Origin of the sequence: Pseudomonas lundensis, assembly GCF_001042985.1 — a bacterium.
Lineage (GTDB): Bacteria > Pseudomonadota > Gammaproteobacteria > Pseudomonadales > Pseudomonadaceae > Aquipseudomonas > Aquipseudomonas lundensis.
This window is the reverse complement of the sequence record NZ_JYKY01000004.1, coordinates 174,120-189,231: the sequence shown is the minus strand read 5'-3', so window position 1 is coordinate 189,231 and position 15,112 is coordinate 174,120. Positions and strand designations below refer to the sequence as shown.

Genomic DNA, 15,112 nt, shown 5'->3' with positions numbered 1-15,112 from the left:
CCGATCCTCGACTTACAACGGCTTGACGGTAAACAGGCCGTGGTCATGGCCTTCTTGCGATCCGCTGTAGACCTGCTCGGCCACGGTGCGTAACTGACTGCCCCGCGCGTGCAGAATCTGGTCCATCGCCCCGGCAAACCAACCGGTGAACATGTAGTCGACCTTGCGCCCGACCTTGCCGTACACGTACACGAAGCACGAGTGTTGGAGCGCGACCGTGGCCGTCCCCGTGTCGAGGTCAATGGCCTGGATGTTGAACAGCCCCCAGCCGCGCTGCGACAGGCGTTTCATGTAGTGCTCGAACACCGCGACGCCTTCAAGGCCGTGGCATTGGGCTTCTTTTTCGCACCAATGCCAGGCGGATGTGTAACCGGCCTTGTAGAGAATATCGGCGTACGCCTCGGCCCCCAGCACGTCCTCAATGCCCCGGTGGTTGTTGACGAAAAAATGGCGCGGCACGTACAGCATCGGCAAGGCGTCGGAGGTCCAGACGCCGGTTTCGCTGTCGACTTCGATGGGCAGTTGCGGGGCGATTTTAGCCATGGGTACCACTCCAGAAATTGATTCACAGTGTTGCGTGGCGCTGGCGCCTTTACCGGTGAGCGCAGCAGGTGTGAGCGCGCGTCACTCGCCCCACACGTCCTTGAGCACGTTGACCCAGTTTTCCCCCATGATCTTGCGCACCAGGCGTTCGCTGTGGCCGCGCTTGAGCAGTGTTTCGGTGAGGTTGGGGAACTCGCCCACGGTGCGGATGCCCAGCGGGTTGATGATTTCGCCGAAGCGGGTCAGGCGCCGGGCGTAGCCTTTGTCGTGGGTCAGCATTTCGAAAAAATCCTGCCCATGGCCCTGGGTAAAGTCGGTCCCGATTCCGATGGCGTCTTCGCCCACGAGGTTGAGGGTGTATTCGATGGCCTCGGCGTAATCGTCGATGGTCGAATCGATGCCCTTGGCCAAAAACGGCGCGAACATGGTCACGCCGACAAAGCCGCCATGGTCGGCAATGAACTTGAGTTCTGCGTCGGATTTATTGCGCGGGTGTTCTTTAAGACCGGACGGCAAGCAGTGCGAATAGCAGACCGGTTTGGTGGAGGCCATGATCACCTCTTCAGAGGTTTTGGCGCCCACATGGGACAGGTCGCACAGGATGCCGGCGCGGTTCATTTCGGCCACCACTTCATGCCCGAACCCCGACAGCCCGCCATCGCGTTCGTAGCAACCGGTGCCCACCAGGTTCTGCGTGTTGTAGCACAGCTGCACCACGCCGACGCCGAGCTGCTTGAATATCTCGATATAGCCCAGTTGGTCTTCGAACGCATGGGCGTTCTGGAAGCCGAAAATGATCCCGGTCTTGCCCTGCTCCTTGGCGCGGCGGATGTCGGCCGTGGTCTTGACCGGGATGACCAGGTCACTGTTCTCGCGGATCAGCGTCTGGCTGGCGACGATGTTATTGATCGTCGCCTGAAACCCTTCCCACACTGACACGGTGCAGTTGGCCGCCGTCAGGCCGCCCTTGCGCATGTCTTCGAACAGGTCGCGGCTCCATTTGGCAATGATCAGCCCGTCGATAACGATGCTGTCGGCGTGCAACTCGGCTGGGCTCATCAGGCGTCCCCTTGGTGGCGATTGCGGCGCCGAATCGTCTGCCGGCGCTGTGGGGCCAGCATAGGCCGGGGGTTGAAAGCGGCCGGGTGCAAAAGCGACAGCGCGATTGCCGAAAGCGTCAATCCACGACAAAGCGCATCGCCGCCGCTTGATGGCCTATGCTGCCTGACTGTTATTTAGGGGGCGGTTCAGCCAGAATCGGTCCCAACTCTGGATTAGGAAGGCGCAATGAAATCGATTCTCCTGGCCTTGGCGTTGATCACAAGCGGCGCCTACGCGGCCGATGATGCCGACTTCAACCCCTGTGACGCGGTCGAAAACGACCAGCAAACCCTGGCGTGTTCGGTGTTCAGCCGCAACGCTGCCGAGCAGTTGCTGACCGATAACTACGAAGCCCTGCAAGCTCGCATGACCTCGTTGTATGGCAGCAACCCGACCCAACTCAACAACATCACCAGCAAAATCAAAACCGCCCAATCCTTGTGGTTGCACCAGCGCGACGCCGATTGCGCGGTTGCCGTGTTCCCGGCCACGGCAGGCACCGAGGCGTTCAACATTGCGCAGAACGACTGCATTGCCCGCGTCAGCGATGATCGGTCGGAGTTTTTGGAATCGATTGGGCAGGAGTGAACAACAACAGCCAACCCCTTGGCCACAGCGCAAAGGCGCAAGCTGTAGCGAGAGCCTTAGTCAACAATCTCGATGTTCAGTTCAGCCGATTTTTCTTGACCGACCGTGTACATCACCGTTGCCTTTTTGCCTGAAAACTCGCTGTACCAGCCTGACTCCAGACGTAGCCTCAGTGGCGTAGTGCCGCTCGTCGTGTCTTTAACAGACCGATCATGCCCTTCTACCAGAAAGTGGGCGGTCAGCTCGGTTTTGTCGGGCAGACCCGCGATGACCACATTCACATGGGTCCCGTTGCCTTTTATGGAAATTTCCTTCAGTTCAATATTTTGAGAGTTTTGAACGGTGGGCGCTGGCAGATTTTGACGTTTAGAGCTCATATCAATACATCCTTTGTGTTGAGTTAATACATCAGGAAGTTCAACGTGCACGCTGACACTCACGCACTGCTCAGCACTTATCCGTGAATACGGCCCCCTTAAATACTGTCAGAAATAACAGTCTCGACGACTGGTTCACGTCACTCACTCAACACAGGTTTTTTATGACTATTTGCGGCATTGATATCAAAGGCAGTGAAGCCATTTTCGCCGTGGCCACCCAAGGCGCCCACGGTCTGGAGCACGTGGCCATTGCCACTAAAAAGATTGCCCTGGACGACGATGAAAACGCCGCTCATGTCAAAGCGTTTGCTGCCTCGATCGCGGCCTTCGTGAACACCCACGCCATCACGCGCATCGCCATTAAAAAACGCAGTAAAAAAGGCGAGTTTGCCGGTGGCCCGATCACGTTCAAAATCGAAGGCATCATCCAGTTGCTGAACAACTGCGAGGTGCAATTGCTCTCGCCGCAAACCCTGAGCGCCCAATTCAAAAAACACGCGTTCGACCTGCCCGCGTCGCTCAACAAATACCAACATGATGCTTACAAAACCGCGTGCGCCGCCTTGTTAAAAGCCTGAAAACGACCTGCTTTTAGGCAAACCAGACATCCGCTCAGCGTGCGCTTGCCCATCGCTATGAGCACGACCAGACTCTGTTCACGTTCATGCCCTGCACAAGGATAAAAATATGATGCACGCAGACTTGATTGATGAAGTGGACCTGGTCAACCAGTTGCGCTCGCTGGGGTTTGAGGTGTCGGGCAGCGCAGAGCAGGCCTGCAAGAGCGCGGTGTGCGGTTTGAGTGAAACCGGCGCGCAGGCACTCAAGCAGATGGTCGAAAAACTCTACACCGGCAACGCCACACTCTTGCCAGCGGTGCGCCAAGCCATCGACCAACAACTGCTACCGGGGCTGGTGCGTTTCAAACGCACCTGATTGCCCCCGACCCAGGCGTGCGGTTACAGCCGCACGCTGGCAAACGTCGATTCATTGCGCGCCTGGTTCAACGCCGACAGCGGCCCCGCCAGCGGGCTGAGCAGCAACGACTGCGGAATCGGCACCAGCGTGGTCTGTTGCGCGGTGTTGGAGCCTACTCGCTCATCGCGCGGCGGAATGCCAAAATACTCGCGGTAACATTTCGAAAAGTGCGGCGTTGATACAAACCCGCACACCGCCGCCACTTCGATAATCGACATCGGCGTTTGCTTGAGCAGTTGCCGGGCCCGGACCAGCCGCAGCTTGAGGTAATAACGCGACGGCGAACAATGCAGGTATTTCTGGAACAGCCGCTCCAGTTGGCGACGCGACACCGTCACGTACTCGGCCAGCTCGTCAAGGTCGATGGGTTCCTCAAGGTTGGCCTCCATCAACGCCACAATTTCCTGCAACTTGGGCTGATTGGTGCCGAGCATGTGCTTGAGCGGCACGCGCTGATGGTCTTGCTCGTTGCGAATACGCTCGTACACAAACATCTCGGAAATCGCCGCCGACAACTCGCGGCCATGATCGCGGCTGATCAGGTGCAGCATCATGTCCAGCGGCGCCGTGCCGCCCGAGCTGGTAAACCGGCAACGGTCCAGGGTGAACAAACGGGTGCTCATCGACACCCGCGGGAAGGCTTCCTGCATCGACGCCAGGCACTCCCAATGCACGCTGCAATCAAACCCGTCGAGCAAACCGGCGTACGCCAGCGCCCAACTGCCGGTGCACACCGCGCCCAACCGGCGCGACTGACGCGCCTGACTTTGCAACCATGAAACGTGTTCGCGGGTAACAGTGCGTTGAATACCGATACCGCCGCACACAATCACCATGTCCAGCGCCGGGGCCTTGTGCATGCTGGCATCGGGCGTGACTTGCAGGCCGTCACTGGCCCACACCTGGCTGCCATCGGCGGTGAGCGTGGACCAGCGATACAACTCGCGGCCGGACAACTGATTGGCCATGCGCAAGGGCTCTATCGCGGAGGCCAGGGAAATGAGCGTGAAATTGTCCAGCAGCAAAAAGCCGATGGATTGAGGCGCACGGTTCTGGGGTTGAGCCCCGGAGTTGAACGACGTCATCGCAGTATCTCCTCACACAATGCAGAGAATGGCCCAGGCGCAGGCTCTTGTTATTGCCCACTTGGCTGGGGGCTTGGCGAAGACAACGCAAATGCCATGCCTAAACTTGAATAGCCATTCAATAAAGCCTGAAAACGACGTCGCAATGAGGCTGGGCGGGCGGTGACGCAAACGGGGTGAACAGACGTGGCGCAACGCGAACTGTGGTCTTGAGCAAATCGGTAGCACGTGCGCGAAACACCAAAGACGAAGCCATGCCAACCAAAATGCAGGTGAGGGATGTGCGCTGAAACAGGGCGGGTGCCCTTAAACCATGCACACCGCTCCCCTACGGCTCAAGAATCGCGTATTCGTGAAGAGGCAGATGCTTGGGGAAAGAACACTTCGCGGTGATAAGTCAGCTCACTTTCAGGTACTAGTGTAATCAAGCCAGGTTTCTTGACACGGTTTACCGTGATTTTCGAGCCGACATCGCCTTTAAAGCCCGCACTTTTTAAAGCTAGACCAACATCTGAAGACCAGATCATGCCTTTGTAAGCTTTGACAGGCAGCCCTGTTAAATTAGCCATTTGCTGAGGAAATGCACCCTCCGCCAAGTGACAACTTATCAACTCAACCTCATCGAACTTCCGAAAATCAACTCCACGTCCCTCCAACTTCCTAACCAGATCCTCAGCACCGAAATGGTTTTTACCTGAAAACATAGCTGTATCACCGTTCGGAAGTTTATCCCCATGCGCTTGTACTACCAACGTAGCGCCCCGCTTAGACGGATATTCATACTGATACATTCCCTCGGCCAACTTCTGCACATTAAAAGCCCGTTTCACTTTAGCTCCCATTATCCTGAAAACCCTCTTGTCCAGGGCAAACGTCAGGTTTTTAATCAGGGAACCCAAGCCAAAAAAATGCCCATTACGATCTACTCTATTAATGGGTTCCCCCCCACAATACCCGTAACTATTAATCCCGCCTCTTCCAAATGGGCTCCAACTGTCCGGACTATTAAACCGCATCAATACCGGATTAAAGGCCCGGTAGCCATTGCCCAATAAATAATGCCCGGTCACCGGGTCAGCACGCTCGCCATTAAACCCCAATAGACTGACCACGCCATTTTCTGCCGGACGATGGCCATAAGCGTTATAAGCCATCGAATGATGTTTATCGGCACCCACTACGTGCAACACCGACTGCTGTAAATCCGTGCCCAATAAGTGGCACTCATCTTTCGTAGGGTCATGTCGCCGTTGAGCCAATAACCGCCCGTCCTGTTGGAACACGCTATAACGCTGCGTGCCGTCAATCTCCGTCGTCATTCGCGATTGATTGTAGAAGCGTTGAATACCCGCCGTTTGGATCAGGCGATCAAGGGGGTCGTAGTGGTAATGGAAAATAGTCATTTTTATTTCCTATTGACTCTGGCACGAACCTAGCGATTGAACGGTTACATTCAAACTTCCTACGGGCCGATCTGCGACGCCATCACCCTTAAGTTTGGCTTATCCGCATCGTCTCATCGCAGGCATTGTCGCCCCCACTTTCATGCACGCCTGATATCTATATGTTTGGCCTGACGGGTGGGGAAAAAGGTCACAGGATCGTAATTTCGCCGAAGTTCTGGAATCATCCTAAGCATGCCGGTATTACGATAAACAGCCATTTCAACGGTTGGCTGATAAATCTTATTGATCTCCATATTAGGGATTAACGCATGAAGATGGCTTGCTGCCACCGTCCCTCTAAATCCTTTAGTCTTAAGCCCTGTCAAGTTGGCTACTTGTTGAGCAAAATCCCTCTCTGCACTGCGACAGATCATTAATTTTACTGAGTCGTACAATTCAAATTTAACGCCACTTTCACGCGCCAAGTTAACTAACCGCTCAGAATCAACAGGATTTATTTTTGACCCCACCATCAACTTACTATTTACGAAGAAAGAATGAGCATCCAGCACGATTTTACGTTCACCTTTTTTTGTAAATAGGTCATACGCATACACATCAAGGTCAGCCATGATCTTCTTCACGTTAGAAATCGACTTGATATGCCTTCCTAATAGTGCATTTTTATGCCCCCACATCATGTTCGCAACCCCCCTCAACGCAGCCCAAAAAAAATGCCCACTGGGATCTATTCGATTAACGGGGTCCCCGCCAACATACCCATAACTATTTACCCCCCCTCGTTCAAATGGGCTCCAACTGTCAGGACTATTAAACCGCATCAATACCGGATTAAAGGCCCGGTAGCCATTGCCCAATAAATAATGCCCGGTCACCGGGTCAGCACGCTCGCCATTAAACCCCAACACACTGATTAAGCCATTCTCTACCGGGCGATGGCCGTAAGGGTTGTAAGCCATTACGTGCCGTTTATCGGCACTCACTGCGTGCAACACCGACTGCTGTAAATCCGTGCCCAATAAGTGGCACTCATCTTTCGTACGGTCACGTCGCTGTTGAGCCAATAACCGCCCGTCCTGTTGGAACACGCTATAACGCTGCGTGCCCTCAATCTCTGTCGTTATTCGCGATTGATTGTAGAAGCGTTGAATACCCGCCGTGTGGATCAGGCGGTCGAGGGGGTCGTAGTGGTAATGGTAGGTTGCCATCGGCTTAGGCTCGGTTCAGGGAGACCATCAGATTGCGCTCGCTCGCCCACGTTGAACACTGGCAACGTTGACAGGTTGGCGGGGGTTGCTGGCGGGTGAAATCAGGCGATTCGTACGACGCATCCCTTTCATTCCGAGGAAACTTCCGAGAAAATCCCGCTCGCTTGCGCCGCTCACATTCGGGGTCTAGTCTCGCCCCGTCGCTGCCAAATCAGCGACCCGGTTTAGTAGCCTGAATATCACACGGCGCAATGCGCCACCTCCGCGAGGCGCTTTTTTTCGGCCTCCGCTTTATGGTGGCCGTGCGCAGGGCGCCTTCGGGCGCGCCGGTTTCCGTGTGCTCCGGTCTACTAACCTGCGTACGGCTGCCACCCATTCGTTTAGTAGCGAACGGTGACAGCTCCACTAATGCACACGGAGTTGTTCATGAAAAAAATTGTTCCCGATCCGCCCGCTTTCACCCTGCCGGATGCGGCTGGGTGCACGCCCGAGTCACTGGACCGTGCAGCCGCCAATCGCGCGCTCGACTACTACCTCACCGACCATCGGCCTGTTCGTATTGCGGGCAGTTGCACGTATGCCATCCCCAGCGGCGTTAATTTAGAAGCGGCTTTGGCCCAAGCGTCAGACTTGTTGCGCTGCATGGGGGCAACGGCGAACGAGGCGGGGAATGGTTTGCACGGGGCGCAGCGCGATGTGGTGCTGTCGATTGTGCACCTGGCGGAGCTGGCCAGAGCGTATGTCGATAAATCGCTGGATTGTCTGGTGACGCACTAAGCCGCACGCGCCTGCTTGGCGACAGGCGCGTCAAACCGTCCTTGGCCCCGCCGCCGGGGCATTCAGCACTCCACGGCACTCACCGCCAGCCCGCCGCGTGAGGTTTCTTTGTATTTGTCGTGCATGTCGGCGCCGGTGTCGCGCATCGTGCGGATCACCCGGTCCAGTGAAATAAAGTGCTGGCCATCCCCGCGCAAGGCCATTTGCGCCGCATTGATGGCTTTCACCGCCGCGATGGCATTGCGCTCGATGCACGGCACTTGCACCAACCCGCCCACCGGGTCGCAGGTCAGGCCCAGGTTGTGTTCCAGGCCAATTTCTGCGGCATTGCACAGTTGCTCGGGCGTCGCGCCGAGGATCTGCGCCAGCCCCGCCGCCGCCATGGCGCAGGCCGAACCGACCTCTCCCTGGCAGCCCACTTCGGCGCCGGAGATCGAGGCGTTCTTTTTGCACAAAATGCCGATGGCCGCCGCGCTTAATAAATAGTCGACCACGTGGGCCTCGCTGACGTCCTCGCTGAATTTCATGAAGTAGTGCAACACCGCCGGGATGATGCCCGCCGCGCCGTTGGTGGGTGCCGTGACCATGCGCCCGCCTGCGGCGTTTTCTTCGTTGACCGCCAGTGCAAACAGGTTGACCCATTCCATCGCGCTGAGGGTTGAGCCGATGACGTTGGGTTTGCCCAGCTCCAGCAGGCTGCGGTGCAACCGCGCGGCGCGGCGGCGCACGTTTAACCCGCCGGGCAGGATGCCTTCGTGGGTGAGGCCCTGTTCGACACAGTCTTGCATGGCGCGCCAGAGGGTCATGAGCCCGCAGCGGATGTCGTCTTCGCTGCGCCATGTGCGTTCGTTGGCCATCATTAGGGCGGCCACGCTCAGGTGGTGCGTGCGGCACAGCTCAAGCAACGCCACGGCGCTGTCAAAGTCATAGGGCAATTGGCTGCGGTCGGCATCGGCCAGGCCGCTGGCGGCTTGCGCTGCGTCCACCACAAAACCGCCGCCCACCGAGTAATAGGTGTCGCGGTGCAGTTCGCCGTGGTGGGTAGACGCGATCAGGGTCATGGCGTTGGGGTGAAACGGCAGGTTCTGCTCGATCAAGCGCATGTCCCGCGTCCATTCAAAGGCAATGGGTAGGTCGCCGTTGAGCAACAGGGTGTTGCAATCGCGCACGTGCGCGATGCGCGGGGCGATGCAGGCCGGGTCTATGGTGTCCGGCCATTCGCCCATCAGCCCCATGATGACGGCGTTGTCGCTGCCATGGCCCACGCCGGTGGCGGCCAACGAGCCGTACAACTGCACTTCGACGTGTTGCACCTGTTGCAGTTGATCGCGCTCGCGCAGCCCTTGCACGAACAACGCCGCCGCCCGCATCGGCCCTACGGTGTGGGAGCTGGAGGGGCCAATGCCAATCTTGAACAGGTCAAACACGCTGATAGCCATGTGCACAAACCTCGGGGGATGAGTGCGCCCATCATCAGCCCTCTTGCGCCGCGCAAAACGTCCACCTGCGACCCACGGTTGCCCGCCAGCGCCTTCGCCGTTTTAAACGCGGGCGCGGCGCCAAAGACGCGGTTTTCAGGCGATAAATTTCCAGATACGACCTCGCAGGCATCAGATACGACCCTCCCTGTACTGGATGCGACGCTCCCTGTAGGCGTTTGAATTTGACTGTTACATGATCGTTCTTGACTCGATTGCACGATGCCCGGTCAGCCCGGCATTGCCCAACCGCAACTGATACGTACGGTTTCACGCTCGAAACCGCCCCACGAACGCCAGGAGTCGAACCATGAACCACACCCGATCAGTGTTGTTGGCTGCACTGTTGAGTCTGCCGGTCATCACCCACGCCGCCGAACCTGCGCAATGCGCCACGGTGAACTTCTCGGATGTCGGCTGGACAGACATCACCGTCACCACCGCCGTCGCCAGCACGTTGCTGGACGCACTCGGTTACACGACTAAAACCACCATGATTTCGGTGCCGGTCACCTACAAGTCGCTGGCGGACGGTAAGAACATGGACGTGTTTTTGGGCAACTGGATGCCGACCATGGAGAACGACATCAAGCCGTATCGCGACGCCGGGACGGTGGAGACCGTGCGCGCCAACCTGGAGAACGCCAAGTACACGCTTGCCGTCCCTGAAGCGCTCTACAACAAGGGCTTGAAGGACTTTGCCGACTTGCCGAAGTTCAAGCAGGAACTGGGCGCGAAGATCTATGGCATCGAGCCCGGCAATGACGGCAATCGCATGATCCAGACCATGATCGACAAGAACGCGTTCGGCTTGAAAGACGCCGGGTTCAAAGTGGTGGAATCCAGCGAGGCGGGGATGCTGTCGCAGGTCGACCGCGCGCAGCGCCGTGGCACTGACGTGGTGTTTCTGGGCTGGGAACCGCACCCGATGAACACCCGTTTCAAAATGAAATACCTCACCGGCGGTGACGATTTCTTTGGCCCCAATTATGGGCAGGCCACCATCTACACCAATACCCGCAAGGGCTATTCCGAGGAGTGCAGCAACGTGGGTCAGTTGCTGAAAAACCTGGTGTTCAGCCTGGACATGGAAAGCACCTTGATGGGCGAGGTGTTGGATAACAAGATCAAGCCAAACGTGGCCGCCAAGGCGTGGCTCAAACAGAACCCGCAGGTGCTCGACACGTGGTTGGCGGGCGTGACAACGCTGGATGGCAAACCGGGTCTGGAGGCCGTGAAAGCCAGCCTTGCGCAGTAACTGCGGGCGCCGGGCAACGGGTTTGCCGGGCGCCGTTTCCATTCCCCCTGCATGCGGACGTTCACTACCATGCTGATCGATCAAAAAATCCCTTTAGGCCAGTACATTGCGGGCTTTGTCGACTGGTTGACGCAACACGGCGCCAGCACGTTCGATGCCATCGCGACGTCGCTGGAAACGATGATCCACGGCGTGACGTTTGCGCTGACCTGGTTCAACCCTTTTGTCTTTATCGGGCTGATCGCCCTGCTGGCGCATGTCATCCAGCGCAAATGGGCGCTGACGGTGTTTGTGGCGCTGTCGTTTCTGCTGATCCTGAACCTGGGCTATTGGCAGGAGACCATGGAGACCCTGGCGCAGGTGCTGTTTGCCACGTTCGTGTGCGTGATTATCGGGGTGCCGCTGGGGATTCTCGCGGCGCACAAACCCATGTTCTACACTTTTATGCGACCGGTACTGGATCTGATGCAGACCGTTCCTACGTTCGTTTACTTGATCCCCACCTTGACCCTGTTTGGGCTCGGGGTAGTGCCGGGGTTGATTTCAACCGTTGTGTTCGCCATTGCGGCGCCGATCCGCCTGACCTATCTGGGCATTCGCGACGTGCCACACGAACTGCTGGATGCGGGCAAGGCGTTTGGCTGCTCGCGACGCCAACTGCTGACCCGCATCGAACTGCCCCATGCCATGCCGAGCATCGCGGCGGGCATCACGCAATGCATCATGTTGTCGTTGTCGATGGTGGTCATCGCCGCGCTGGTCGGGGCTGACGGCCTGGGCAAGCCGGTGGTCAACGCGCTCAACACCGCTGACATCGCGCTGGGCTTTGAAGCCGGGCTGGCGATTGTGTTGTTGGCCATCATGCTCGACCGGATCTGCAAGCAGCCGGACGCCAAGAAAGGAGCCGACGCATGAGCATTATTCGCTTCGATAACGTAGACGTGATTTTCGCCAAAGACCCGCGTGAGGCGCTGGGTTTGCTGGATCAGGGGATGACCCGTGACCAGATCCTGAAAAAAACCGGTCAGATTGTGGGCGTCGAAAAGGCCAGCCTGGACATCGACAAGGGTGAAATTTGCGTGTTGATGGGCTTGTCCGGCTCGGGCAAATCCAGCTTGCTGCGCTGTATCAATGGCCTGAACACGGTCAGCCGTGGCCATTTGTACGTGGAGCATGAAGGCAAGCAAATCGACATCGCCTCGTGCAGCCCGGCCGAGCTGAAGATGATGCGCACTCAACGGATTGCCATGGTGTTTCAGAAGTTCGCGTTGATGCCGTGGCTGACCGTGCGCGAGAACATCAGTTTTGGGCTTGAGATGCAGGGTCGCCCGGAGAAAGAGCGGCGCACGCTGGTGGATGAAAAACTGGAGCTGGTGGGCCTGACCCAATGGCGCAATAAAAAACCGGATGAGCTGAGTGGCGGCATGCAGCAGCGGGTCGGGCTGGCGCGCGCCTTGGCGATGGACGCCGACATTTTGCTGATGGATGAGCCGTTTTCAGCGCTCGACCCGTTGATCCGCCAGGGGTTGCAGGACGAACTGCTGGAGCTGCAACGCAAGCTGAGCAAGACCATTGTGTTTGTCAGCCATGACCTGGATGAAGCGCTGAAGCTGGGCAGCCGCATCGCGATCATGAAAGACGGGCGCATCATCCAGTACAGCAAACCTGAAGAGATCGTCCTCAACCCGGCGGATGATTACGTGCGCACCTTCGTCGCCCATACCAACCCGCTGAACGTGTTGTGCGGGCGCAGCCTGATGCGTTCGCTGGACAACTGCAAACGGGTCAATGGTTCGGTGTGCATTGATCCGGGGGATGATTCCTGGATTGACCTGGCGCAGGGCAACACCATCAAGGGTGTGCGCCAGGGGGCGACGTCACTGAATTTGCAGCAGTGGCAGCACGGGCAGGCCGTGGAAGGACTGGGCCGCGGCCCGACGCTGGTGGACAGCAACATTGGCATGCGTGACGCATTGCAGATTCGTTACCAGACGGGCAACAAACTGGTGCTGCATGACAATCAGCAAGTGGTGGGGATTTTGGGGGATACGGAGCTGTATCACGCGTTGTTAGGCAAGAATTTAGGTTAGACGCGGGCCTTCACCCCCAGCCCTCTTCCAAAGAGAAAGGGCTGGGGTGGCCAGACGATTTAACTGAATGAACGGGCTCTCGCGAACGCCTCAATCAGCCCCCTCTCCCTGCGGGAGAGGGTTGGGGTTGGGGTTGGGGTGAGGGCCAACACGGCCGACCCTGCCTTGCACCCCGCTCCACTCAGCTATACACCCGGCCAAGGAGTTGGCGATGGCTTTCGAACTGGTCGAGCACGTCACGGGTGATCTGGTCATCCGTGAAGCCCATCAAGTCGTACTCCTGACTGCCGTTGTGCAAATACACTTCGGCACGGTAGTAACGGCTGCGCACTTCTTCGCTGCTCGCCGCGTTTTGCTCCGACTCGCTTGGGGCCGCCAGGTAGCCGTCCAGGCTGACTTCGTAAACGAACGGGTTGCCCTCGTCCATTTCAACCCGCACACCCATGCAACGCTTGGCTTTGCCCAGCAGGGTTTGTACGTCCAGGCCCTGACTGCGCAAATGCACGGCCGCTTCTTCCAGCGCGGGCGTCACGTGTTTGTCCATAAAGCGCTGAACCACCGCTTGGGTCGGTTGCAGCTCTTGGGCGGTCAAGCGCTCGCTGAAGAAACCACGACGTCCACGCGCCGCCAGTTCGGCCTGTTCCAGTTCCATTTGGGCGTCCTGACGCATCGCTTTGTGCAGGCCGAACATGAACAGGATCAGCACCACCGAGAACGGCAGGCCCGCCAACACCACCATGGTTTGCATCGCCGCAAAGTTACCGGCGAACAACAGGCCGATGGTCACCAGCGTAATCACCACCGACCAGAAGATTCGCAGCCAGTGCGGGGCGTCTTCGTCGACGTCGCCGCCTTTGCAGGACAGGTTGGCCATCATCACGGCGCCCGAGTCGGCGGGTGTCAGGAACAACACAAAGCCGACAAAGATCGACACGCCGATCACGATTTTCGACGCCGGGTAATGCTCAAGCAGTTGGTAAATCGCCATCGAGGGCTGTTCCAGCGCGGTTTTGCCCAGTTCCACTGCGCCCTGGTTGACCACCAGATCCAGCGCCGAGTTACCGAAGATCGACAGCCATGCCAGGGTGAAGCCCAGCGGGATCAGCAGCACGCCCGCCACCAGCTCACGCACGGTGCGGCCACGGGAAATACGCGCGATGAACATGCCGACAAACGGGGCCCAGGAAATCCACCAGGCCCAGTAGAACAGGGTCCACAGGCCCAGCCAGCCTTCGGTTTTGCCGGTGTCGCCTGCATACACGTACAGGTCGAAGGTTTTCATGATCAACCCGTTGAGGTAGTCACCGGTGTTCTGCACAAAGCCGTTGAGCAGGTGCAGGGTCGGGCCGAACAACAACACAAAAATCAGCAAGCCACTGAACAGCACGATGTTCAGGTTCGACAGGCGACGAATGCCGTTTTCAACACCGGAGACCGCCGCGATGGTGGCCACGGTGCTCATCACGATGATGACGATCAGCAGGTTGGTGTTGCTGTGTTCCATGCCGAACAGGTTTTCCAGCCCGGAGGACACTTGCATCGCACCAATGCCCAGGTTGGTCACCAGGCCGAGCAAGGTGACGAACATGCCGAAACCGTCCACCGCGTGGCCCGCAGCGCCTTTGACCCAACGCTCGCCCATCAACGGGTACAGCGCCGAACGCAAGGCCAGTGGCTGGTTGTGACGGTACGCAAAGTACGCCACGGCCAACCCGACCAACGCGTAGATCGCCCAGCCGTGCAGGCCCCAGTGCAGGAAGGTCAGTTGCAGCGCCTGACGCGCCGCTTCATGGCTGCCCGACACGCCTTGCGGCGGATTGAAGTAGTGGTCCAGCGGCTCGGAGGCGCCGAAGTACAGCAAGGAGATGCCGATGCCCGAGGAGAACAGCATCCCGGCCCAGGCGCCGTAGCTGAAATCCGGGGTGTCTTGCTTGGTCCCCAGTTTCAGTTTGCCGTACGAGGAGAACGCCAGCCCGACCACAAAAATCAGGTAAGCGGCGATCACCACCATGTAGTACCAACCGAAGGTCCGCGACAGCCACTCTTGGGCAACGCCCAACACGCGGCCGGCTTCTTCGGGAGCGGCGATCAGGATGGCAGTCAACAACAGTATCAAGGCAGTGGAGGTGTAAAACACCCAACCGTTGACCGTCACCTTTTGCGGTGGGGTCTTTATAAGAGAGGCAGAACTCATTGCACGGATGCTCCAGGCAGTGCGAG

15 protein-coding genes are annotated in these 15,112 nt (G+C 58.0%); 7 read left to right on the top strand and 8 right to left on the bottom strand.

What is annotated here, in order from left to right; translation table 11 throughout:
- Positions 1-12 precede the first annotated feature (12 nt).
- Both TU74_RS05240 and TU74_RS05235 read right to left on the bottom strand, forming a co-directional pair.
- Positions 13-543, bottom strand: a complete 531-nt coding sequence (locus TU74_RS05240; protein WP_048375427.1) for a DUF5943 domain-containing protein — start codon at positions 541-543, stop codon at positions 13-15.
- An 81-nt stretch (positions 544-624) separates the two neighbouring features.
- Positions 625-1,602, bottom strand: coding sequence for a dipeptidase (locus TU74_RS05235; RefSeq protein ID WP_048375425.1), 978 nt, complete (start codon positions 1,600-1,602; stop codon positions 625-627).
- A 228-nt stretch (positions 1,603-1,830) separates the two neighbouring features.
- On the opposite strand from TU74_RS05235, the gene TU74_RS05230 reads away from it, so the two are divergent.
- The gene (locus TU74_RS05230; protein ID WP_047278154.1) at positions 1,831-2,232 is read left to right on the top strand and encodes a lysozyme inhibitor LprI family protein; all 402 of its coding nucleotides are present in this window, start codon (positions 1,831-1,833) and stop codon (positions 2,230-2,232) included.
- A gap of 56 nt (positions 2,233-2,288) precedes the next feature.
- On the opposite strand, the gene TU74_RS05225 is transcribed toward TU74_RS05230, so the two are convergent.
- Positions 2,289-2,609 (bottom strand): hypothetical protein, encoded by a 321-nt coding sequence (locus TU74_RS05225; RefSeq protein ID WP_048375422.1) that lies wholly within the window; start codon positions 2,607-2,609, stop codon positions 2,289-2,291.
- Positions 2,610-2,773: 164 nt separating this feature from the next.
- Here TU74_RS05225 and TU74_RS05220 point away from each other — a divergent pair, with 164 nt between their 5' ends.
- Positions 2,774-3,190, top strand: a complete 417-nt coding sequence (locus TU74_RS05220) for a DUF3010 family protein (RefSeq protein WP_048375420.1) — start codon at positions 2,774-2,776, stop codon at positions 3,188-3,190.
- 109 nt (positions 3,191-3,299) lie between these two features.
- Positions 3,300-3,548 (top strand): hypothetical protein, encoded by a 249-nt coding sequence (locus TU74_RS05215; RefSeq protein ID WP_047278159.1) that lies wholly within the window; start codon positions 3,300-3,302, stop codon positions 3,546-3,548.
- 23 nt (positions 3,549-3,571) lie between these two features.
- On the opposite strand, the gene gbdR is transcribed toward TU74_RS05215, so the two are convergent.
- From gbdR to TU74_RS23055, 3 genes are all read right to left on the bottom strand, one after another.
- The gene (gbdR, locus tag TU74_RS05210) at positions 3,572-4,675 is read right to left on the bottom strand and encodes a choline metabolism transcriptional regulator GbdR (protein ID WP_047278161.1); all 1,104 of its coding nucleotides are present in this window, start codon (positions 4,673-4,675) and stop codon (positions 3,572-3,574) included.
- A 335-nt stretch (positions 4,676-5,010) separates the two neighbouring features.
- Positions 5,011-6,078, bottom strand: coding sequence for an RHS repeat-associated core domain-containing protein (locus TU74_RS23060; protein WP_053069961.1), 1,068 nt, complete (start codon positions 6,076-6,078; stop codon positions 5,011-5,013).
- Between the two features lie 140 nt (positions 6,079-6,218).
- Complete coding sequence (locus tag TU74_RS23055; RefSeq protein ID WP_053069960.1) at positions 6,219-7,289, bottom strand: RHS repeat-associated core domain-containing protein; 1,071 nt, start codon at positions 7,287-7,289, stop codon at positions 6,219-6,221.
- A 426-nt stretch (positions 7,290-7,715) separates the two neighbouring features.
- Between TU74_RS23055 and TU74_RS05195 the strand changes: the two genes are divergently transcribed.
- Complete coding sequence (locus tag TU74_RS05195) at positions 7,716-8,066, top strand: DUF6124 family protein (protein ID WP_048375418.1); 351 nt, start codon at positions 7,716-7,718, stop codon at positions 8,064-8,066.
- Between the two features lie 62 nt (positions 8,067-8,128).
- Here the strand turns inward: TU74_RS05195 and TU74_RS05190 are convergent, their stop codons facing one another.
- The gene (locus tag TU74_RS05190) at positions 8,129-9,505 is read right to left on the bottom strand and encodes an L-serine ammonia-lyase (RefSeq protein ID WP_048375416.1); all 1,377 of its coding nucleotides are present in this window, start codon (positions 9,503-9,505) and stop codon (positions 8,129-8,131) included.
- 349 nt (positions 9,506-9,854) lie between these two features.
- Between TU74_RS05190 and TU74_RS05185 the strand changes: the two genes are divergently transcribed.
- From TU74_RS05185 to choV, 3 genes are all read left to right on the top strand, one after another.
- Positions 9,855-10,802 carry a choline ABC transporter substrate-binding protein gene (locus TU74_RS05185; protein WP_048375414.1) on the top strand — a complete coding sequence of 316 codons (948 nt, stop codon included), beginning with the start codon at positions 9,855-9,857 and terminating at the stop codon, positions 10,800-10,802.
- Positions 10,803-10,871: 69 nt separating this feature from the next.
- Positions 10,872-11,717, top strand: coding sequence for a choline ABC transporter permease subunit (gene choW, locus TU74_RS05180; RefSeq protein WP_047279166.1), 846 nt, complete (start codon positions 10,872-10,874; stop codon positions 11,715-11,717).
- Positions 11,714-12,892, top strand: coding sequence for a choline ABC transporter ATP-binding protein (gene choV, locus TU74_RS05175; RefSeq protein ID WP_047278170.1), 1,179 nt, complete (start codon positions 11,714-11,716; stop codon positions 12,890-12,892). The genes choW and choV overlap by 4 nt, the downstream gene beginning before the upstream one ends.
- A gap of 181 nt (positions 12,893-13,073) precedes the next feature.
- On the opposite strand, the gene TU74_RS05170 is transcribed toward choV, so the two are convergent.
- A complete protein-coding gene (locus TU74_RS05170; RefSeq protein WP_241485541.1) occupies positions 13,074-15,029 on the bottom strand; it encodes a BCCT family transporter in 1,956 nt (651 codons plus the stop codon).
- Positions 15,030-15,112: the final 83 nt, after the last annotated feature.

What these genes read in the sequence shown, in the direction of transcription:
- TU74_RS05240 (WP_048375427.1), bottom strand. Translation starts at nt 543, where the DNA reads ATGGCTAAAATCGCCCCGCAACTGCCCATCGAAGTCGACAGCGAAACC.
- TU74_RS05235 (WP_048375425.1), bottom strand. Translation starts at nt 1,602, where the DNA reads ATGAGCCCAGCCGAGTTGCACGCCGACAGCATCGTTATCGACGGGCTG.
- TU74_RS05230 (WP_047278154.1), top strand. Translation starts at nt 1,831, where the DNA reads ATGAAATCGATTCTCCTGGCCTTGGCGTTGATCACAAGCGGCGCCTAC.
- TU74_RS05225 (WP_048375422.1), bottom strand. Translation starts at nt 2,609, where the DNA reads ATGAGCTCTAAACGTCAAAATCTGCCAGCGCCCACCGTTCAAAACTCT.
- TU74_RS05220 (WP_048375420.1), top strand. Translation starts at nt 2,774, where the DNA reads ATGACTATTTGCGGCATTGATATCAAAGGCAGTGAAGCCATTTTCGCC.
- TU74_RS05215 (WP_047278159.1), top strand. Translation starts at nt 3,300, where the DNA reads ATGATGCACGCAGACTTGATTGATGAAGTGGACCTGGTCAACCAGTTG.
- gbdR (WP_047278161.1), bottom strand. Translation starts at nt 4,675, where the DNA reads ATGACGTCGTTCAACTCCGGGGCTCAACCCCAGAACCGTGCGCCTCAA.
- TU74_RS23060 (WP_053069961.1), bottom strand. Translation starts at nt 6,078, where the DNA reads ATGACTATTTTCCATTACCACTACGACCCCCTTGATCGCCTGATCCAA.
- TU74_RS23055 (WP_053069960.1), bottom strand. Translation starts at nt 7,289, where the DNA reads ATGGCAACCTACCATTACCACTACGACCCCCTCGACCGCCTGATCCAC.
- TU74_RS05195 (WP_048375418.1), top strand. Translation starts at nt 7,716, where the DNA reads ATGAAAAAAATTGTTCCCGATCCGCCCGCTTTCACCCTGCCGGATGCG.
- TU74_RS05190 (WP_048375416.1), bottom strand. Translation starts at nt 9,505, where the DNA reads ATGGCTATCAGCGTGTTTGACCTGTTCAAGATTGGCATTGGCCCCTCC.
- TU74_RS05185 (WP_048375414.1), top strand. Translation starts at nt 9,855, where the DNA reads ATGAACCACACCCGATCAGTGTTGTTGGCTGCACTGTTGAGTCTGCCG.
- choW (WP_047279166.1), top strand. Translation starts at nt 10,872, where the DNA reads ATGCTGATCGATCAAAAAATCCCTTTAGGCCAGTACATTGCGGGCTTT.
- choV (WP_047278170.1), top strand. Translation starts at nt 11,714, where the DNA reads ATGAGCATTATTCGCTTCGATAACGTAGACGTGATTTTCGCCAAAGAC.